A 17,476-nucleotide genomic window follows, 5' to 3' on the forward strand; every position below is an offset into this window, starting at 1 on the left:
GGTGCCGCCGTGGGGGCCCGCACACCGGCGGCCGCTGTGCTTGCGCAGGTGCAGGTGGTGCAGGTGGCGAACTTCTACGGACCCCGATCCGGCGGCTTGCGGACCGCGGTCGACCGGCTGGGCGCCGAGTACGTGGCCGCCGGCCATGACGTCGCGTTGGTGGTGCCCGGGCCGCGGCCGGACCGCGCCCTGCTGCCCACCGGTGTGGTGCGAATCAGTGTGCCCGCCAGACGAATCCCGCTGACCGGTGGCTACCGTGCGGTGCTGCCGGGGCCCGTCGTCGAGGTGCTCGAGTCGCTGGCGCCGGACGCGCTCGAGGTCTCCGACCGCTTCACGCTGCGCTCGCTGGGCCGCTGGGGGCGCCGCAACGGCGTGACCACGGTGATGATCTCCCACGAGCGGCTCGACCGGTTGACGGGTCAGCTGCTGCCCACCGCGGCCGCGCGGGCGCTGGCCGATGTGGCCAACCGGCGCACCGCCCGCGACTACGACACGGTGCTGTGCACCACGGCGTTCGCCCGCGAGGAGTTCGACCGGATCGGGGCGCCCAACGCGGTCACCGTTCCGCTCGGCGTCGACCTCGAGCTCTTCCATCCCCGCCGGCACTCCGCGGCGCTGCGCCGCCGCTGGGTGGACCCGCGGCAGCTGCTGCTGGTGCACTGCGGGCGGCTGTCGCCGGAGAAACGGGCCGACCGCAGCATCGCCACCGTTGCGGCCCTTCGCGATTCGGGGGTGGATGCGCGCCTGGTGGTGGCCGGCGACGGCCCGCTGCGCGCCCGCCTGCAGCGCCAGGCGGCCCGGCTGCCGGTCGATTTCACCGGCTTCATCGACGACCGGGCGGCGGTGGCGACGCTGCTGGCCACGGCCGACGTGGTGCTGGCTCCGGGCCCGCACGAGACCTTCGGGCTCGCGGCGCTCGAGGCGCTGGCCTGCGGCACGCCCGCGGTGGTGTCGCGGACCTCGGCGCTCACCGAGATCCTCTGCGCGGCCAGCGGTGCCAGCGCCGACAACCATCCGGCCGCCCTCGCGGCGGCGGTCACCGCGCTCATCGACCGTCCGGAGCGCCATCGGCGGCTCGCCGCCCGCCGACGCGCCGAATGTTTCACCTGGTCGAGCGCCGCGGCCGGGATGCTCTCGGCGTTGGGCGCCGGCCGGATCTGAGTTTGGCATCGCCGGATCGGGGAACACCGCCTTTTGACGGGGCCGTCGACCACTACGGCCCCCCGAGCAAAGGAACAGTCATGGACGGTGCCCTCTGGATCATCATTGCCGTGGTCGCGGTACTGATCGTGCTGGGCGTGCTCATGCTCGTCGGCCGCCGGACCCGCAACACCAAGATGCACGGCAAGGCCGAACGCATTCGGGACGAAATACAGCAGGAGTCGGTGCAGGTCGACCGCCGCAGCGCGCTGGCCACCGAGACCGAGGCGCGGGCCCGCGCCGCGCAGGCCGAGGCCGAGGCCAAGGCCGCCGAGGCGCAGCGCCTTGCCGATCGCGCTGAACAGCATCACAGCGCCGCGACCTCGAGTCGCGCGGACCTCGACGCGCGCCGCGAGCACGCCGACTCCATCGACCCGAAGGTCAAGACCGACCCGAAAGTCAAGACCGGCGACCGGCCGCAGGCGGACGACCTGCCGCGCTGAGCCCCTACCGGGACCCCGCGTGCGCCCGGTCGGTGCCCAACCGGACCGGCAGCCGGGACCAGCCCCGCAGCACGCGGGTGTCCCGCCGGACCCCGGTGCCCGCGATGCTCGCGTCGGGGAACCGGTCGAAGAACGCGCGCAGGCCCACCTCGCCCTCCGCGCGGGCCAGCGCCGCACCCAGACAGAAGTGCCGGCCGCCCGAGAACGCCAGGTGTCGCGCGGCATTGGGGCGGGTGACGTCGAACCGGTGCGGATCGTCGAAGACCTTGGGATCGCGGTTGGCCGCGGCCAGGTAGGTCACCACCATCTCGCCCGCGCCAATCGGCAGCCCGGCCACCTCGGTGTCGGCCGTGGTGAACCGCGCCGTGAGCTGCACCGGCGAGTCCAGCCGCAGGATCTCCTCGACGGCGTTCGGCCAGCCGTCCGGGTTGCGGCGCAGCGTCTCGAGTTGGTCGGGCGCCTCGATCAGCATGCGAATCCCGTTGCCCAACAGGTTGACCGTGGTCTCGAAGCCCGCCGCCAGCACCAGCCCGGCGGTCGCGCGCAATTCCAGCTCGTCGAGCTGGTCGCCCTCGTCGGCCGCACGGATCAGCTGACTCATCAGATCGTCGCCGCCGCTGCGGCGCAACGTCGCCAGGTGCCCGGCCAGCCAGGCGTCGAAGCCGTCGAGCCCGCGCTGGACCCGGCGGTACTGCGGCCAGGTCAGCCCGATGTCCAGGCTCGGGGCGGCCAACTCGCCGAATTCGAGGACCCGGGCCCGCTCGTCGTCGGGCACGCCGAGGATGTCGCTGATCACCGCGACCGGCAGCTGCGCGCAGTATCGGTCGACGACGTCGACCACACCGGACTCCGCGGTCAGCCGGTCCAGCAGGGTGCCGGCGGTCTGCTCGACCCGGTCGCGCAGGCTCTGCACAGCGCGCGCGGTGAACACCGAGGACACGGTCTTGCGGTACCGGGTGTGCTCGGGCGGCTCGACGGCCAGCAACGACGGCGGCTGCAACGGGTGCAGGGTCTGGGCGCGGGTGCGTTCCTCGAGCCAGCGCAGCGGGGCCGGCAGGCTGGTGCCCAGCCGGTTGACCCGGAAGTCCTCGGAGCGCAGCACCGTATCGGCCACGGCGTGGTCGGGCGTCAGGTAGTTCACCCGGCACCGGATCAGCGGGCCGCGCTGGTGTAACTCGTCGCAGAAGGCGACCGGGTCCGCGCGGACCGTGGGGTCGGCCAGCAGCCGGGCCTGCGGATCGCCGCGCTTGGCCGCCGCGTGCGACACCGCCCGCACGAACCCGTGCATCGCCAACCAATGCAGGCGTTCTCTCACGGGATTCAAGCTACCCGCCACGTTTCGTTGTCGGTTCCGATGCCGACGACATAGGCTTCCGGCCATGCTGGTTGGTGCTGGTCTTGTTCGTGCGGGTGCGGTCGCGATGTCGGTGCTCGGTTTGTTCGGCGGTGCGCTGGGCGTCGCGGCGGTTGGCTCCGCGGAGCCCGCGGCCGACCCCATCCTGTGCCAATACACGATGAGCGACCCGCAGGTGGTCGAGGTCTCCGGCACCAAGATGGTCAACGCGTCGCTGACCCCGTCGGGTTGCAACGGCACGGCCGAGCCGACGTCGTCGCAGGTGTGCCTATCCACCGGCAGCCTGGCGGGGCGGTGCGCCGAGCTGCCCGGCTACGCCAAGGCGCAGGTCTACCTCTCGCCGTATGTCCCCGGCCAGAGCTACACGGTGCGCGGCCGCGGGTGCGCCAACCAGGCCCAGCCGCCGCTGGCGTTCTGCACGACGCTGGGGCCGAAGACCGTCACGCTCTAACCGCGCGGCGGCGTCCAGGCGACCGGCAGCCGCTTGATGCCGTGGATGAACGCCGACAGCAGCCGGGCCGGCTCCTCGGTCACGGTGATGTCCGGGATCTGGCGGCGAAGTTCGTCGAAGGCGACGGTGATCTCGCGGCGGGCCAGGTTGGCGCCCAGGCAGAAGTGCGCGCCGCCGCCGCCGAAACCGACGTGCGGGTTGGGGTCGCGGCGCACATCGAAGCGCCAGGGGTTGTCGAACTTCTCCTCGTCGCGGTTGGCCGAGCAGTACCACATGGTGACCTTGTCCCCGGCGGCCATCGGCACCCCGGACAGCTCGAAATCGCGGGTCAGGGTCCGGCGCATGTAGACCACGGGGGAGGCCCACCGGACGATCTCCTCCACGGCGGTGGGGGTCACGGCCGCGAAGTCGTCCCACCAGAGCTGCCGCTGTTCGGGGTAGCGGCTCAGCGCCAGCAGGCCGTGGCTGATGGCGTTGCGGGTGGTCTCGTTGCCGGCGACGACCAGCAGGATGAAGAACGAGGCCACCTCGGCCGAGGTCAGCCGCTGCCCGTCGACGTCGGCCTGCACCAGGCTGGTGGTCAGGTCCTCGCGCGGTGCGCGCCGCCGGTCCTCGGCCAGCTCGTGCGCGAAGGCGCCGATTTCCATTGCCACACCGACGAATTCGTTGAAGTCCGTGGTCAGGTCGGGGTCGCCGAAGCCGAGGATGATGTTGGTCCAACCGAACACCTGATCGTGCTGTTCGGCCGGGATGCCCATCATGTCGCAGATCACCTGCAGTGGTAGCGGACCGGCCAGTTCGGTCACCAGGTCGCCGCGACCGTCGGGATTGCGGGCGATCATCTCGGCGATCAACCGGCGGGCCCGGTCGTGCACCGAGGCCTCGATGTTGGCCACCACCCTCGGGGTGAAGGCCCGGCTGACGATGGAGCGCAGGCGTTGATGGCGCGGGTCGTCCAGGACGATCATCGAGCCGAAGTACTCGGCGACCTCGGGCATGTTGTCGCCGATGGTGATGTTCGGGCTGGAACTGAAGATGTCGGGGTGGCGGCTGGCGAAGTGGATGTCGTCGTGGCGGGTCAGCGCCCAGTGCCCGGGACCGCGCTCGTAGTCGTCGAACTCGACCTCGTCGAAGAACTTGATCGGCGCCTCGCGGCGCAGCGTGGCGAACGCGCCGTCGCGGAAGTCGTCGTCCTTGGACCAGAAGTTCCACCGGCTGAAATCCACCTCGGCCAGCGGCACCTCCGGCGGGGGTTGCCCGTTGGTCTTCTCGGCGAGGTGCGTCACGGAGCCCACCTCTGACAAGCTACCGTTCCGGCGTCCTCGGCTGGCACAATTGCGGATTCGATGCGACGGGAGTGTTCGTGATCCTGCCCGACCTGATCTGCCGGGACTGCGCGACGGTGCGCCCCGTGGACATCGCGGGTTGGCGCTGCGGGTGCGACGGACTGTTCGACGTCGCGCCGCCGGGGCCGCGGCTGGACCTGGGCGGGGCCGCGTCGGCCCGAAATTCGTTGTGGCGCTATCAGTCCGTGCTGCCGGTGGCCTTCGACCCGACGGTGAGCCTGGGCGAGGGCGGCACGCCGCTGGTCGCCTCGGCGCTGACGAACGTCCGGCTGAAGCTGGATTTCCTGATGCCGACGCTGTCGTTCAAGGATCGCGGCGCGGCGGTGCTGGGGACCTTGGCGCGCCGGCTGGGGGTCGGGGCCGCCGTCGTCGACAGCAGCGGCAACGCCGGGACGGCCGCCGCGGCGTATCTGGCGCGCGCCGGCGTGCCGTGCCGGGTGTATGTCCCGGCGGACACCGCGGCACCCAAGCTCGCGCAGATGCGCGCCCACGGGGCCGAGGTGGTGGCCGCGGGCACCCGCGCCGAGGCCGCGGCCGCCGCGCAGGCCGCCGCCGAGGCGCCCGGGATGTTCTACGCCAGCCACGTGTTCCACCCGTACTTCCTGCACGGGGTTAAGACCTACGGCTATGAGCTGTGGGAACAGTGCGGCCACACCCTGCCGGCCACGGTCGTCGTCCCGGTCGGCAACGGCACGCTGCTGCTGGGGTGCGCGTTGGCCTTCGGCGAACTCGTCGCGGCCGGGTTGGCCGACCGGATGCCCACGCTGGTGGCGGTGCAGGCCGCCGACTGCGCACCCATTGCCGCGGCGTTCCGGTCCGGTTCGGCCCCCGCTGTCGCGCCGACCGGGTCCACGGTGGCCGAGGGGATCGCCATCGCCGCGCCCCCGCGGGGTGACCAGATCCTGGCGGCGGTCCGGGCCGGTGGTGGCGTTGTGGTGACGGTCGACGACGCCGAGATCCTCGCGGCCCGAACCGAGTTGGCCGAGCAGGGCCTGTTCGTCGAGCCCACCGCGGCGGTCTGCTGGGCCGCGGTGCGCAACCGGGCGTCGACGGTGCCCGCGCTGGGTGGCGACGATGTCGTCGTGCCGCTGTGCGGTGCGGGACTCAAGCACCCCGAGTAGGCATCAGCGCGGGCGGGGGACCAGGGCCAGGATTTCGTTGATGGTGTTGCGGATGTAGGTGCCGGGACGCCACTGCGGCATCGAGGGCGCGCTGGGGGTACCGACGGTGGAGAACGGGGCGCCGGCCTTGGCGCCGCACTTCGGCCACGCCTTGAGGCCCTGGGTGGTCAACACCCGCTCGGCCACCTGGATCTGTTGTTCGCGGGAGGCGTGCGCGGGATTGCCCACCCCGCCGTTGGACGCCCACGTCGCCGGGCTGAACTGCAGCCCGCCGTAATAACCGTTACCGGTGTTGATCGACCAATTGCCACCCGATTCGCATTGCGCGATCGCGTCCCAATTCACGCTGTCGGCGTTCGCGGTGCCCGTGGAAACTCCGAGCAGGGCGGCCAGCATCGCGGCCAGGAAGGTGCCGGTCAGCGCGGCCGTGGCGAAGAACTTCCGGATGGCTTTCATATCACCTCTTTCGTCCCTATTGACGCATCTGTTACTCCCATCACAGCTTTTTCTCTAAGAATTCGTTGGCATTCACGTTTGCGCCGGTCGTCGCGCGAATTTGTCGTGTGATCTGGGTGTGATCGGCGGCGTGTCGGGGTAATCGCTCGGCCTATCCCGGGAGGAAAAATGATGGGGAATTTGCTTCGGCGGGCCCGCGGCGGGGTGCTCGCAATAGCAGCGGCGGTACTGATGTGCGCGGGATTGGTCGCCGGGCCCGCGCCGGCGGCCTCGGCCGACCCGCGGTTGGACTTCACCGGCACCACCATTTCCGGCGCGCCCTTCGACGGGGCGAGCCTGCAGGGTAAGCCGGTGGTGCTGTGGTTCTGGACGCCGTGGTGCCCGTTCTGCAATCAGGAGGCGCCCACCGTGAGTCGGGTTGCCGCCGCCAATCCCGACGTGACGTTCGTCGGCGTCGCGGCCCGTTCCGAGCCCGCGGCCATGCAGGAGTTCGCCTCGAAGTACAACCTGAACTTCACCAACCTCGACGACGCCGACGGCGCGATCTGGGCCCGCTTCGACGTGCCCTGGCAGCCGGCCTACCTGTTCGTCAAGCCCGACGGCACCTCGACGTTCGTCAACAACCCGACCTCGGCCATCAGCGAGCAGGATCTGGCGGCCCGGGTGGCCGCGCTGACCGCGTAGCCGGTCGTGGACCTCGAGCTGGCCGGCCTGGCGTTGGCGGCCGGCCTGGTGGCCGCGCTGAACCCGTGCGGGTTCGCCATGCTGCCGGCGTACCTGACGTTCGTGGTCGCCGCGCCCGGGACCCGGCGCGGCGCCGCGGTGGGTCGCGCCGTGCTGGCCACCGCTGCGATGACCGCGGGCTTCCTCACGGTCTTCGCGGCCTTCGGCGCGCTCACGGTGACGCTGGCATCGACGGTCCAGCGCTATTTGCCGGTGGCCACGGTCGTCATCGGCGCCCTGCTGCTGGTCCTCGGGGTCTGGCTGCTCAGCGGCCGCGAACTGCGCTTCGGCCTGCCGGCCGGGCTCGCCGAGCGCACCCAGCGCGCCCCGACGGTGCGGCTGCTGTCGATGTTCGGTTACGGCCTGGGCTTCGCGGTGGCGTCGCTGTCCTGCACCATCGGCCCGTTCCTCGCGGTGACCGCGGCCGGGGCGCGGGCGTCGTCGGGGGCTTCCTCGTCGGCGGCTCTGTCGTCGGTGGCTTGGGGGACCGCCGCGCTGGTCTACCTCAGCTACGCGGTCGGTTTCGCCCTGGTGGTGGGGACGCTGGCGGTCGCCGCGGCCTTCGCCAGTTCGGCGCTGGCGGACCGGCTGCGGCGCGTGCTGCCCGCGATCAACCGGGTGGGCGGCGCGGTGGTCGCGCTCGTCGGCCTCTACGTCGCCCACTACGGGATCTACGAGCTGCGGCTGTTCCACGGCGGGGGCGATCCGTCGGATCCGGTGATCGCGGCCGCCGGCCGGATCCAGGGGACGCTGGCCGGCTGGGTGCACCGCACCGGCGCCTGGCCGTGGGTGTTGGCCCTGCTGGTCCTGGTGGTCGCGGCGCTGTGCTGGCGCAGGTTCCGCGCCCGGCCCGGTCCGACGGCACCCCGGTCGGCCGTTGACACGTTTTAGGGACCGATGGCCCGCGATCGGGGACCTTCGCAAGTGTCCGCAACTCGTGGTCACACTTACCGTGGTGGCCATGACCTACGTGATCGGTAGTGCCTGCGTGGACGTGGTCGACAAATCCTGTGTCCAGGATTGCCCGGCCGACTGCATCTACGAGGGTGAACGCTCGCTGTACATCAATCCCGACGAGTGCGTCGACTGCGCGGCGTGCGCGTTCATCTGCAAGGTGGACGCCATCTACTTCGAGACCGACCTGCCCGAGGACCAGCGCCAACACCTGGCCGACAACGCGGCGTTCTTCACCGAGATCCTGCCCGGCCGCAGCGCGCCCCTCGGCGCCCCGGGTGGTGCCTCCGCGCTCGGCGCGGTGGGCGTGGACACGCCCCTGGTCGCGGCGATGCCCCGGAAAAGCTGAGCCTTTCCATTCGCGTTTCGGCACGCGATGCGGTAGAGAAATGCACTGAAGTGTGTCGAGGGTCGACGACACGCGTCGCCCTCCCGGCTCGTTTTCTCGCGTGATCGGAGTTCGCTGCGGCGCCGCGGCGGTCCGGACACGAAGGGAGAAGCTGCGTGGACACGGTGCTGGGCCTGTCTGTAACGGCCACCAACGTCCAAACCGTCCTGGTCGAGGGGCGCGGTGCCGACGGCGCCACCCTGGGGCATGACGAATTCGACGTGTTCGCCGGGGAGAGCGCGCCCGGGCGGGCGTCGGAACAGGTCGCCGAGGCGGTCCTGAGCATCGCCGAATCCGACGGTCACCGGCTGCATTCCATCGGCGTCACCTGGAGCGCGGACGCGGACCTGGAGGCCTCGCTGCTGCTCGACTCGCTGGCCGACCTGGGCCTGGCCAACGTCGTCGCGGTGCAGTCGCCGCGGGCGGCCGAGGCGCTGGCCCGCAGCATCGGCCGGATGATCGGCTATCAGCGCACCGCCGTCTGTGTGCTGGAACCCGACGCCGTGATCCTGTCGTTGGTCGACACCTACGACGGCGAGATCGACACCGCGGTCAGCTACGCCGTCGACAGCGAGGATCAACTGCTGGCCTGGGTCCGGGCGAACCTGGAGCGTCACGACTGGCGGCCCGAGGGGCTGTTCCTGGTGGGTTCGGTGGGCGGCCTGGACGCGCTGGCCGCGCTCCTGCAGGACGAACTGGGCCTGCCCGTCTTCGACCCACCCGAGGCCGAACTGGCGCTGGCGCACGGCGCCGCGCTGGCCTCCACGGTCGATCCGCAACCGGCCGGCGCGGCCGCGACGGGTGGGCGCTGGCCCGCGGTGCCGCTGACCATGCTGGTGGCCGGTGCGGTCACCTTCGTGGTGGCGGTGTCGCTGGCCGTCAGCCCGCACCTGATCCCGCGGGGCGACGCCCACCGGGACACCGCCGTGGTCACCAAGCCCACCGAGGAACTCGGCGGCGCACCGCTGAAGGCGCCGCCGTCGAAGGTGCAGTTGCCGTCGCTGCGCCCCAAGCCGCCCGCCGCCCCGCCGCCGGCCCCGGCCGCGCCGGCGGCGGTCGAGCCACCCGCCGCGCCCGCGCCCCCGCCCGAGGTCGTCGAGGTCCCGCCGGCCCCCGTTGCGCCGCCGCCACCGCCCCCGCCGGCCGCCCCGGAACCGGCGCCGATCGCCGAACCGATCCCGACGTTCGAGGCCGTCGAACCGGCCTACGTGCCGCCCGCGGCCGTCGAACCGATCCAGCCGATCGCGCCGCCCGCGGCCGTCGAACCGATCCAGCCGATCGCGCCGCCGCCACCGCCCGTGGTGGCCCCGGTGGTGCCGCAGGTGCCCGAGAAGCCGCGGCTGCGCGACCGCATCCTCGACAAGATCCCCGGGCTCAACCGGTTCAACTGAGGCGCGTGCCGCCGCAGTAGTCGACCTGCCAGTGCTTGATGCCGTTGAGCCAGCCCGACCGCAGCCGCTGCGGTTCGCCGACCGCGCTGAGCTCGGGCATGTGGTCGGCGATCGCGTTGAACATCAGGTCGATGGTCATCCGCGCCAGGTTCGCCCCGATGCAGTAGTGCGCGCCGGTGCCGCCGAAGCCGACGTGCGGGTTGGGGTCCCGGAGGATGTCGAAGGTGAACGGGTCGTCGAACACGTCCTCGTCGAAATTCGCTGAGCGATAAGACATCACGACCCGCTGGCCCTTCTTGATCGACACCCCGGAGAGCTCGTGGTCGGCCAGCGCGGTGCGCTGGAACGAGCTCACCGGGGTGGCCCACCGCACGATCTCGTCCACCGCGGTCTGCGGGCGCTCGCGCCGGTAGAGCTCCCACTGCTCGGGGTGTTCGGCGAAGGCGATCATGCCGTGGGTGATGGAGTTGCGGGTGGTCTCGTTGCCCGCGACGGCCAGCAGCACCATGAAGAACCCGAACTCGTCGTCGGAGAGCTTGTGGCCCTCGACGTCGGCCTCGATCAGGGTGGTGACGATGTCCTCGCCCGGCTGCTCGGCGCGCAGCGCCGCCAGCTGCATCGCATACATGATCAATTCCGTTGCCGCGCTGCGGTTGTCGTAGTGGGCGAACTCCGGGTCGTCGTCGCTGACCATCTGATTCGACCAGTCGAACAGCTTCTTGCGGTCCTCGAGTGGCACCCCGATCAGCCCGGCGATGGCCTGCAGCGGCAGCTCGCAGGCCACCTCCTCGACGAAATCACCCAGGCCGTGCTCGGCGGCGGAGCGGGCGATGTTCTGCGCCCGCTCGTTCAGGTCGGCCCGCAGCCGCTCGACGGCGCGCGGCGTGAACCCGCGGGAGATGATCTTGCGCAGGTGGGTGTGGTGCGGGGCGTCCATGTTCAACAGCACGAACTTGCCGGTCTCGAGCTGTTCGGCGGTGGAGCCCTTGGGGTAGCGGGGCAGCGCGGTCTTGGCCTCGCTGGAGAAGACGTCGCTGCGGATCGAGATCTCCTTGACGTCCTTGTGCTTGGTCACCACCCAGAAGCCGCCGTCGTCGAAGCCGCCGTCGCCGACGGGTTGCGCGTTCCACCAGATCGGCGCGACGCGACGCAACTCGGCCAGTTCCTCGACCGGCAGGCGCTCGCGGTTCAGGTCGGGATCGGTGAAGTCGAAACCGGGGGACAGGCTGGGTCCGGGCATCCTGCTGGGCTCCTCGCTGCGGTGAACTCGGAAAGGAACTAGAACCTGTTCCTACACCGAACGCGGCGCCGTCTCGCCGGTTTTCCCGGCATTGGCTCACTCGTTCTGCGGAACCCGGCCCGCGGGTGGGGATGACGGCGGATACTGGGGCGGATGTAACAAATGTGACCCGCGGGGTGAACACCGAGTATGCGCATTCGATCAGTCCTGCTCGGCTCGCTGAGCGCAGCCGTCGCGATCACCCTTGCGCCCGTCGCGGGCGCCGACCCCGCAGCCCCCGAGCCGCCGCCGGATCCCGCATCGAGCGAGGGGGTCCCACACCTGGCCAGCCCGGACAATCTGCCACCCGGTAGCAGCAGCACCCCGCCGCCGGAGGGCCGCGGACTCGGCTACCTGCGCGATCTCTGGCACGCGGTGCAGACCCAGGAGGTCAGCGGGGCCAACGCGCTGTTGCTGTTCACGCAGCGGCCGATGAACCCCGACGCGAATTCGCCGCGCGGGTTGCCCGCCGGTCCGCAGTCCGCGCCGCCACCACCGGCGCCGCCGCCCGCAGCGCCCTAGCGCGTCGGCGTCGAACTCGTCGTCGTGGGGGTCACCGTGGGAGTCGCAGTAACCGTCGCGGTGGCCGTCGCGGTCCCGGTGGTGTCCGCGGATTCCGCGGAGAAGCTCGGGGCCTCGTAGAACGCCCAGGTGTCGCGGTAGATCAGCTTGCCGCCGGAGGTCACGGCCAGCTCGTCGGGCGACACCGTGTACCGGGAGCCCTCGCTGTTGGCGACGAAGGTGCCGTCGCCGGTGGACTGGGCCTGCGTGGTCAGCATCGCGCCGTCGTTGATCCGCACCCCGCGGTATTCGTAGTCGCCGCTGGAGTCCGCGCACACCACCACGATCGACCGCTGGGTGCGGCCCAGCGCGACGGCGCTCTGGCCCGCCTCGCAGCGCGCCTTGGACCCGATGAAGCCGAGATCGTCGGTGTCGGTGCCGGCGGCGCTGGTGGTCGGGCTCGCCGAGGTAGTCGTCGTGGTCGTGGTCGTGGTCGTGGGCGCCGCGACCGCGGCCGGCAGCGCGGGGTCGGCGCCGGGCTGTGCCGTCATCCCGGCGAACAGCACGACGATCGCCAGCAGCGCACCCAATCCGGTCAGCATCAACACATTGCGACTGGACAACACCGGTGGCCTCCTGTGCCTCGTAGGACCGCGTCCGTTCAGCAAACCACCCTGAACAGCAATTTCGGCGCTGCGGCGACGGTGTTTCGCGCAGAACTTCACCGATCGCGCCGCGGCAGCGGATAGGCTTCGCGAACGGGCCGACGGGAAGGCGGGACATGATTCGCGACGCAGCCGGCGCAGTTGCCGTCCTGGCCGCGGCGGGCGCCCTCGCGCTCGGCGGTGCGGGTGCGGCTGCGGCCGATCCCGAACACGCCTACGCCGACGTCCCCGGGATGGCCCACGACGTGCAACTGAGCACCAAATGCCACAGCTGGGAACGCTTCATCTTCGGCCGCGGCGTCGAGGGCCAGACGTATGCCTGCCACTACATCCCGAACCAGTGGCCCCCCGTCGACTCCGGCTTCTGGGTCTGGTCACCGCCGCTGTACGGCGTGCAGGAGATCGGGGCGCCGTGCCCCACCAACCGCGGCGCGGCCGCCCAGTCCCCGGACGGCCTGCCGCTGGAGTGCGCCGGCGACTTGGGCTGGCAGCAGGACTTCTACGCCTGAGGTCCAGGCTCAGCCGTGGAGTAGCCCCGCGGGGGTGGCGGCCGGGCGTCTCCGGACGGTCTCTCGATCGAATGGCGTCATCCTCGGATGACGGATATCCACAGGGCGGCTGACGGGCCCGCCCCAGCTGTGTATGACTGTCACCCGAGGTGACGGGTTTCGGTCGAGGAGCCGCGTGCAGAGCGGCGAACCCTGGCGAAAGGGGACCCCACCATCGGCTGCGCCACCCAACCACCATCACCATCGGAATCCTCGACGGCTGAGAACGGGCCGCCGGCCAAACTGAACGGTATGGGGCTCAACCCGCGTCGTTGAGGTCGTTGAGCGTCGCGGTCGCGTCCAGGTATTCCTGCACCCAGCGTTCGATGACCGCGGAGGTCTTCTCCACCTTGTTGAACTGCCCGACGACCTGACCGACCGGATTGAACGCCACGTCGACGCTCTCGTCGGGGTACTTGTGGGTGGCGGCGACGGCCATCCCGGAAACCATGTACTGCAACGGCATTCCGAGCGGCTTTGGGTTGTCCGGGTTCTCCCAGGCCTCGGTCCACTCGTTGCGCAGCATCCGCGCCGGCTTGCCGGTGAACGAGCGGCTGCGGACCGTGTCGCGGCTGGTGGCCTTCGCGTAGGCGGCCTGCTGCACCGGGGTGTTCTCGGCCTCCTCGACCATCAGCCACTGCGAACCGGTCCACGCACCCTGCGTGCCCAGCGCCAGCGCCGCCGCGATCTGCTGACCGCTGCCGATGCCGCCGGCGGCCAGCACCGGGACCGGCGCGACCTCCTTGACCACCTCCGGCCACAGCACGATCGAGCCGACGTCGCCGCAGTGACCGCCGGCCTCGCCGCCCTGGGCGATGATGATGTCGACGCCGGCGTCGGCGTGCTTGCGGGCTTGGCGCGCCGAACCGCACAGCGCCGCCACCACGCGACCCTCGTCGTGGATGTGCTTGATCATCTCCGCCGGCGGGGTGCCCAGCGCGTTGGCGATCATGGTGACCTTGGGATGCTGCAGTGCCACCTCCACCTGCGGGGTGGCGGTCGCCTCGGTCCAGCCCAGCAATTGCAGGGCGTCGTCGTCGCTGTGCTCGACCGGCACGCCGTGATCGGACAGGATCTTCTTGGCGAAGTCGATGTGCTCCTGGGGCACCAGGTCGTTGAGCGTCTTCTTGAGCACCTCGGGATCCAGGTCGGCGGCGTCCATGCCCTCGTACTTGTTGGGGATCACGATGTCGACGCCGTAGGGATGGTCGCCGATGTTCTCGTCGATCCACTTCAGCTCGATCTCAAGCTGTTCGGGGGTGAATCCGACCGCGCCGAGCACGCCGAAGCCGCCGGCCTTGCTGACCGCCACCACGACGTCGCGGCAGTGGGTGAAGGCGAAGATCGGGAACTCGATGCCCAATTGGTCACAGAGGGGAGTGTGCATAGTCGGCTCCTGGTGAGCGTATGGCAGGGAAGCAGCGCAAGACTGAAACGTGTTCTAGTTTATCGCAGCCGCCGCGCCGGGCGCACGCCCCTCCTCGACTCAGCGCAGCGTCGCGAAGAAGGTCCGGACGTCGTCGACGAACAGTTCGGGCTGCTCGAGGGCGGCGAAGTGGCCGCCGCGCGGCATCGTCGTCCAGTGCGTGATGTTGAAGGACTGCTCGCACCAGTTGCGCGGCGCCCGCAGGATCTCCTTGGGGAAGGCGGCCACCCCGGTCGGGAGCTCGACCCGCTCGCCGCGGCCGAACCCGCGGTAGCTCTCCCAGTACAGCCGGGCCGAGGACGTCGCCGAGTTGGTCAGCCAATACATCATGACGTCGTCGAGCATCTCGTCGCGGCTGAGCACATTCTCCGGATGCCCGTCGCAGTCGCTCCAGGCCCAGAACTTCTCGACGATCCAGGCCAGTTGCCCCACCGGGGAATCGGCCAGGCCGTAGCCGAGCGTCTGGGGCCGGGTGGACTGTTGCTGGGCGTACCCGGTGCCCCAGCGGCGGTGCTCGGCGGCCGCGGCCATCGCGTGCTGTTCGGCCTCCGACCACTGCCCGGGCGGCTCCTTCGGTGGGCGGCCCAGCGGCATGTTGAGGTGAATCCCGATGCAGCCGCCGTGATTTCGGCCGATCTCACTGGTCACCGCGGCGCCCCAGTCCCCGCCCTGGGCGCCGTAGCGGTTGTAGCCGAGCCGCTGCATCAGGGTCTCCCAGGCTGCCGCGATCCGCGCCACGCCCCAGCCCGCGTGAGAGGGCTTGCCGGAGAACCCGTAGCCGGGCAGCGACGGGCACACGACGTGGAAGGCGTCCTCGGCGCGTCCGCCGTGCGCCGTCGGGTCGGTCAGGGGGCCGATCACCTTGTGGAACTCGACGACCGAGCCGGGCCAGCCGTGGGTGAGCACCAGCGGCAGCGCCCCGTCGTGCGGCGACCGCTGATGCAGGAAATGGATGTCCAGGCCGTCGATCTCGGTGTGGAACTGATCGACTTCGTTGAGCGCGGCCTCCCGGACGCGCCAGTCGTAGTCGTGCTCCCAGTAGCGGGCCAGCTCGCGGGTGTAGGACAGCGGGATGCCCTGGCTCCAGTCCTCGACGCATTCGGCCTCCGGCCACCGGGTGCGGGCCAGGCGCTCGCGCAGGTCGACCAACTCCGCGTCGTCGACGGCGATCCGGAACGGTCGGATGGGCGGTACGGCAGTGGTCACGACATTCCCTTCGAGCCGACTTGGCGCCCGAGCCTACGCCGGGTGTCTCCGCCAGCGCGCGGGCCCGCGCCTGAACTATGGTTGCGTCATGGCCGATCACGACATTGCCGCCGCTCGTCGGGAGATCACCGACGCCATGCTGAGCGCGCTGGACCGCAGGCACGAGCTACTCGACGCGATCGTCGAGGCCGAGGACCGCGGCGCGGCCGTCGACGTCATCGCCGAGCTGCTGGGCACCTCGCGCCAGTCGGCCGAGGCAGTGCTAGGCCTGTCGTTCGAGCTGCTCACCAAGAGTTCGCGTCGCAAGATCGCCGCCGAACTCGAGGATCTCAACTCGCAGCTGAGCTTCACCGTCAGCGAGCGGCCCGCGGCCAGCGGCGAGACGCTGACGCTGCGCCCCTTCGACACCGATCAGGACCGCGACATCTTCGCCGCGCGCACCGAGGACACCCACACCGCCGGGGACGGCTCGGGGGCCCCGGCCCGCGACCTGGACGACGAGCTCAGCGCGGCCAAGACCCGGCTGTTCACCGAGGATGCCGCGTGGTTCGTCGCGGTCGAGGGGCCGCAGAAGGTGGGCCTGGTCTTCGGCGAGCTGGTGGGGGGTGAGGTCAGCGTGCGGATCTGGATCCGTCCCGAGCACCGCAAGCGGGGCTACGGCACGGCGGCGCTGCGCAAGTGCCGCTCGGAGATGGCGGCCTACTTCCCGGCGGTCCCGATGGTGGTCCGCGCGCCCGGGGCGACGCCGTAGCCGTGGGTACTCGCGCGGGAATCGTCGTCACCGGAACCGAGGTCCTCACCGGCCGGATCGCCGACCGCAACGGCCCCTGGCTGGCGGATCGGTTACTCGAACTCGGGATCGAGCTCGCCCACATCACCATCTGCGGCGACCGACCCGACGACATCGCCGCGGCGCTGCGCTTTCAGGCCGACGCCGGCGTGGACGTGATCCTGACGACCGGCGGCCTGGGCCCCACCGCCGACGACATGACGGTGGCCACGGTGGCCGAATTCAGCGGCCGCGAACTGGTTTTGGACATCGAACTCGAACATCGCATCGCGGCGATCCTGCGGCGGTTGATGGAACGCTATCCGGGTGCGGACTTCGAGGCCGTGATGGCCGCCAACCGCAAGCAGGCGCTGGTACCCGCGGGCGCCACGGTGCTCGAACCGGTGGGCACCGCGCCCGGGATCGTCGTCGCCGGTACGCCGACGATCGTGGTGCTGCCCGGCCCGCCGCGCGAGTTGCAGGAGATGTGGCCGGCCGCGCTGGCCACCCACACCGTGCAGCAGGCCATCGCGCAGCGCAGCCGGTATCGCCAGGAGACGCTGCGGATGTTCGGCGTACCCGAGTCCGAACTGGCCGACTCGCTGCGCCACGCCGAGACCGAGGTCGCCGGCTTCGACCAGCTCGAGATCACCACCTGCCTGCGCCGCGGCGAACTCGAGATCGTCACGCGCTACGAGCCCGACGGCGAGCGCAGCTACCGCAAGCTCGTCGAGTTCCTGCAGGCCGAGCACACCCGCGCGCTGTACTCGACCGACGGTGCCACCGTCGACGAGCAGGTCGCGGCGTTGCTGGCGGGTCGACGGGTCGCCACAGCCGAGTCGTGTACCGCGGGCCTGGTGTCGGCCCGGCTGACCGACCGCCCCGGCTCCTCGGCGTACGTGGCCGGCGGCGCGGCGGTCTACTCCAACGAGGCCAAGACCGCGGTGCTCGGGGTCGACGCGGGCCTGATCATCGAGCACGGCGCGGTCTCCGAACAGGTGGCCGAAGCGATGGCCGAGGGTGCATTGCGGCGCTTCGAGGCCGACATCGCGGTGGCCATCACCGGCATCGCCGGACCCGACGGCGGCACCGACGAAAAGCCGGTCGGCACAGTCTGTTTCAGCGTGAAGACCGCCGACGGGGCGGGCCGGACCGAGACGCTGCTGCTGCCCGGCAACCGGGCCGACATCCGGGAACGGTCCAGCACGGTGGCGATGCACCTGCTGCGCACGGTGCTGCTCGGGTCCTGACGGTC

The 17,476-nt window shown here is 71.0% G+C and carries 19 protein-coding genes; 12 read left to right on the forward strand and 7 right to left on the reverse strand.

Translation table 11 applies throughout. From position 1 onward, the window contains the following. Window positions 1-48: 48 nt before the first annotated feature. The gene (locus tag EL338_RS11480) at window positions 49-1,161 is read left to right on the forward strand and encodes a glycosyltransferase (protein WP_126336815.1); all 1,113 of its coding nucleotides are present in this window, start codon (window positions 49-51) and stop codon (window positions 1,159-1,161) included. Window positions 1,162-1,241: 80 nt separating this feature from the next. Further along, a complete protein-coding gene (locus EL338_RS11485; protein WP_126333865.1) occupies window positions 1,242-1,643 on the forward strand; it encodes a hypothetical protein in 402 nt (133 codons plus the stop codon). Window positions 1,644-1,647: 4 nt separating this feature from the next. Here the strand turns inward: EL338_RS11485 and EL338_RS11490 are convergent, their stop codons facing one another. Next, window positions 1,648-2,958, reverse strand: coding sequence for a cytochrome P450 (locus EL338_RS11490; protein WP_126333866.1), 1,311 nt, complete (start codon window positions 2,956-2,958; stop codon window positions 1,648-1,650). Between the two features lie 64 nt (window positions 2,959-3,022). Between EL338_RS11490 and EL338_RS11495 the strand changes: the two genes are divergently transcribed. Next, window positions 3,023-3,448 (forward strand): hypothetical protein, encoded by a 426-nt coding sequence (locus EL338_RS11495; protein ID WP_126333867.1) that lies wholly within the window; start codon window positions 3,023-3,025, stop codon window positions 3,446-3,448. On the opposite strand, the gene EL338_RS11500 is transcribed toward EL338_RS11495, so the two are convergent. Further along, window positions 3,445-4,734, reverse strand: a complete 1,290-nt coding sequence (locus EL338_RS11500; RefSeq protein ID WP_435404902.1) for a cytochrome P450 — start codon at window positions 4,732-4,734, stop codon at window positions 3,445-3,447. The genes EL338_RS11495 and EL338_RS11500 overlap by 4 nt on opposite strands. 77 nt (window positions 4,735-4,811) lie before the next feature. On the opposite strand from EL338_RS11500, the gene EL338_RS11505 reads away from it, so the two are divergent. Next, window positions 4,812-5,915, forward strand: coding sequence for a pyridoxal-phosphate dependent enzyme (locus EL338_RS11505; protein ID WP_235666445.1), 1,104 nt, complete (start codon window positions 4,812-4,814; stop codon window positions 5,913-5,915). Between the two features lie 3 nt (window positions 5,916-5,918). Here the strand turns inward: EL338_RS11505 and EL338_RS11510 are convergent, their stop codons facing one another. Next, window positions 5,919-6,371: a transglycosylase family protein gene (locus EL338_RS11510; RefSeq protein WP_126333870.1), complete on the reverse strand. Its 453-nt coding sequence runs from the start codon at window positions 6,369-6,371 to the stop codon at window positions 5,919-5,921. 168 nt (window positions 6,372-6,539) lie between these two features. Between EL338_RS11510 and EL338_RS11515 the strand changes: the two genes are divergently transcribed. The 4 genes from EL338_RS11515 (at window position 6,540) to EL338_RS11530 (ending at window position 9,827) form a co-directional block, all read left to right on the forward strand. After that, a complete protein-coding gene (locus EL338_RS11515; protein WP_126333871.1) occupies window positions 6,540-7,055 on the forward strand; it encodes a protein disulfide oxidoreductase in 516 nt (171 codons plus the stop codon). A gap of 6 nt (window positions 7,056-7,061) precedes the next feature. Next, window positions 7,062-7,985 carry a cytochrome c biogenesis CcdA family protein gene (locus EL338_RS11520; protein WP_126333872.1) on the forward strand — a complete coding sequence of 308 codons (924 nt, stop codon included), beginning with the start codon at window positions 7,062-7,064 and terminating at the stop codon, window positions 7,983-7,985. Window positions 7,986-8,055: 70 nt separating this feature from the next. Continuing rightward, window positions 8,056-8,397 (forward strand): ferredoxin, encoded by a 342-nt coding sequence (fdxA, locus tag EL338_RS11525; RefSeq protein WP_126333873.1) that lies wholly within the window; start codon window positions 8,056-8,058, stop codon window positions 8,395-8,397. 155 nt (window positions 8,398-8,552) lie between these two features. Further along, a complete protein-coding gene (locus EL338_RS11530) occupies window positions 8,553-9,827 on the forward strand; it encodes a DUF7159 family protein (RefSeq protein WP_179967194.1) in 1,275 nt (424 codons plus the stop codon). Here EL338_RS11530 and EL338_RS11535 read toward each other — a convergent pair. Continuing rightward, the gene (locus EL338_RS11535; protein WP_126333874.1) at window positions 9,820-11,067 is read right to left on the reverse strand and encodes a cytochrome P450; all 1,248 of its coding nucleotides are present in this window, start codon (window positions 11,065-11,067) and stop codon (window positions 9,820-9,822) included. The two genes, EL338_RS11530 and EL338_RS11535, sit on opposite strands and share 8 nt — an antisense overlap. A 189-nt stretch (window positions 11,068-11,256) precedes the next feature. On the opposite strand from EL338_RS11535, the gene EL338_RS11540 reads away from it, so the two are divergent. After that, entirely contained in the window at window positions 11,257-11,628 is a 372-nt protein-coding gene (locus EL338_RS11540) for a dopamine receptor D4 (RefSeq protein ID WP_126333875.1), read from the forward strand. On the opposite strand, the gene EL338_RS26265 is transcribed toward EL338_RS11540, so the two are convergent. Next, window positions 11,625-12,209, reverse strand: a complete 585-nt coding sequence (locus EL338_RS26265; protein ID WP_197721926.1) for a hypothetical protein — start codon at window positions 12,207-12,209, stop codon at window positions 11,625-11,627. The genes EL338_RS11540 and EL338_RS26265 overlap by 4 nt on opposite strands. 179 nt (window positions 12,210-12,388) lie before the next feature. On the opposite strand from EL338_RS26265, the gene EL338_RS11550 reads away from it, so the two are divergent. Next, window positions 12,389-12,781 carry a hypothetical protein gene (locus EL338_RS11550; RefSeq protein WP_126333876.1) on the forward strand — a complete coding sequence of 131 codons (393 nt, stop codon included), beginning with the start codon at window positions 12,389-12,391 and terminating at the stop codon, window positions 12,779-12,781. A 298-nt stretch (window positions 12,782-13,079) separates the two neighbouring features. Here EL338_RS11550 and EL338_RS11555 read toward each other — a convergent pair whose 3' ends face one another. Both EL338_RS11555 and EL338_RS11560 read right to left on the reverse strand, forming a co-directional pair. Beyond that, a complete protein-coding gene (locus EL338_RS11555; RefSeq protein WP_126333877.1) occupies window positions 13,080-14,207 on the reverse strand; it encodes a nitronate monooxygenase in 1,128 nt (375 codons plus the stop codon). Window positions 14,208-14,306: 99 nt separating this feature from the next. After that, window positions 14,307-15,431 (reverse strand): epoxide hydrolase family protein, encoded by a 1,125-nt coding sequence (locus EL338_RS11560; protein WP_126336816.1) that lies wholly within the window; start codon window positions 15,429-15,431, stop codon window positions 14,307-14,309. 109 nt (window positions 15,432-15,540) lie between these two features. Between EL338_RS11560 and EL338_RS11565 the strand changes: the two genes are divergently transcribed. Together EL338_RS11565 and EL338_RS11570 are read left to right on the forward strand one after the other, a co-directional pair. Continuing rightward, a complete protein-coding gene (locus tag EL338_RS11565) occupies window positions 15,541-16,203 on the forward strand; it encodes a GNAT family N-acetyltransferase (protein WP_126333878.1) in 663 nt (220 codons plus the stop codon). 2 nt (window positions 16,204-16,205) lie between these two features. Continuing rightward, a complete protein-coding gene (locus tag EL338_RS11570) occupies window positions 16,206-17,471 on the forward strand; it encodes a competence/damage-inducible protein A (protein WP_126333879.1) in 1,266 nt (421 codons plus the stop codon). Window positions 17,472-17,476: the final 5 nt, after the last annotated feature.

Origin of the sequence: Mycolicibacterium chitae (assembly GCF_900637205.1) — a bacterium.
Taxonomy (GTDB): domain Bacteria; phylum Actinomycetota; class Actinomycetes; order Mycobacteriales; family Mycobacteriaceae; genus Mycobacterium; species Mycobacterium chitae.

Coding starts and splice junctions, on each gene's coding strand:
- EL338_RS11485 (WP_126333865.1), top strand. CDS start 1,242: ATGGACGGTGCCCTCTGGATCATCATTGCCGTGGTCGCGGTACTGATC.
- EL338_RS11495 (WP_126333867.1), top strand. CDS start 3,023: ATGCTGGTTGGTGCTGGTCTTGTTCGTGCGGGTGCGGTCGCGATGTCG.
- EL338_RS11510 (WP_126333870.1), bottom strand. CDS start 6,371: ATGAAAGCCATCCGGAAGTTCTTCGCCACGGCCGCGCTGACCGGCACC.
- EL338_RS11515 (WP_126333871.1), top strand. CDS start 6,540: ATGATGGGGAATTTGCTTCGGCGGGCCCGCGGCGGGGTGCTCGCAATA.
- fdxA (WP_126333873.1), top strand. CDS start 8,056: ATGACCTACGTGATCGGTAGTGCCTGCGTGGACGTGGTCGACAAATCC.
- EL338_RS11535 (WP_126333874.1), bottom strand. CDS start 11,067: ATGCCCGGACCCAGCCTGTCCCCCGGTTTCGACTTCACCGATCCCGAC.
- EL338_RS11540 (WP_126333875.1), top strand. CDS start 11,257: ATGCGCATTCGATCAGTCCTGCTCGGCTCGCTGAGCGCAGCCGTCGCG.
- EL338_RS26265 (WP_197721926.1), bottom strand. CDS start 12,209: ATGCTGACCGGATTGGGTGCGCTGCTGGCGATCGTCGTGCTGTTCGCC.
- EL338_RS11550 (WP_126333876.1), top strand. CDS start 12,389: ATGATTCGCGACGCAGCCGGCGCAGTTGCCGTCCTGGCCGCGGCGGGC.
- EL338_RS11555 (WP_126333877.1), bottom strand. CDS start 14,207: ATGCACACTCCCCTCTGTGACCAATTGGGCATCGAGTTCCCGATCTTC.
- EL338_RS11565 (WP_126333878.1), top strand. CDS start 15,541: ATGGCCGATCACGACATTGCCGCCGCTCGTCGGGAGATCACCGACGCC.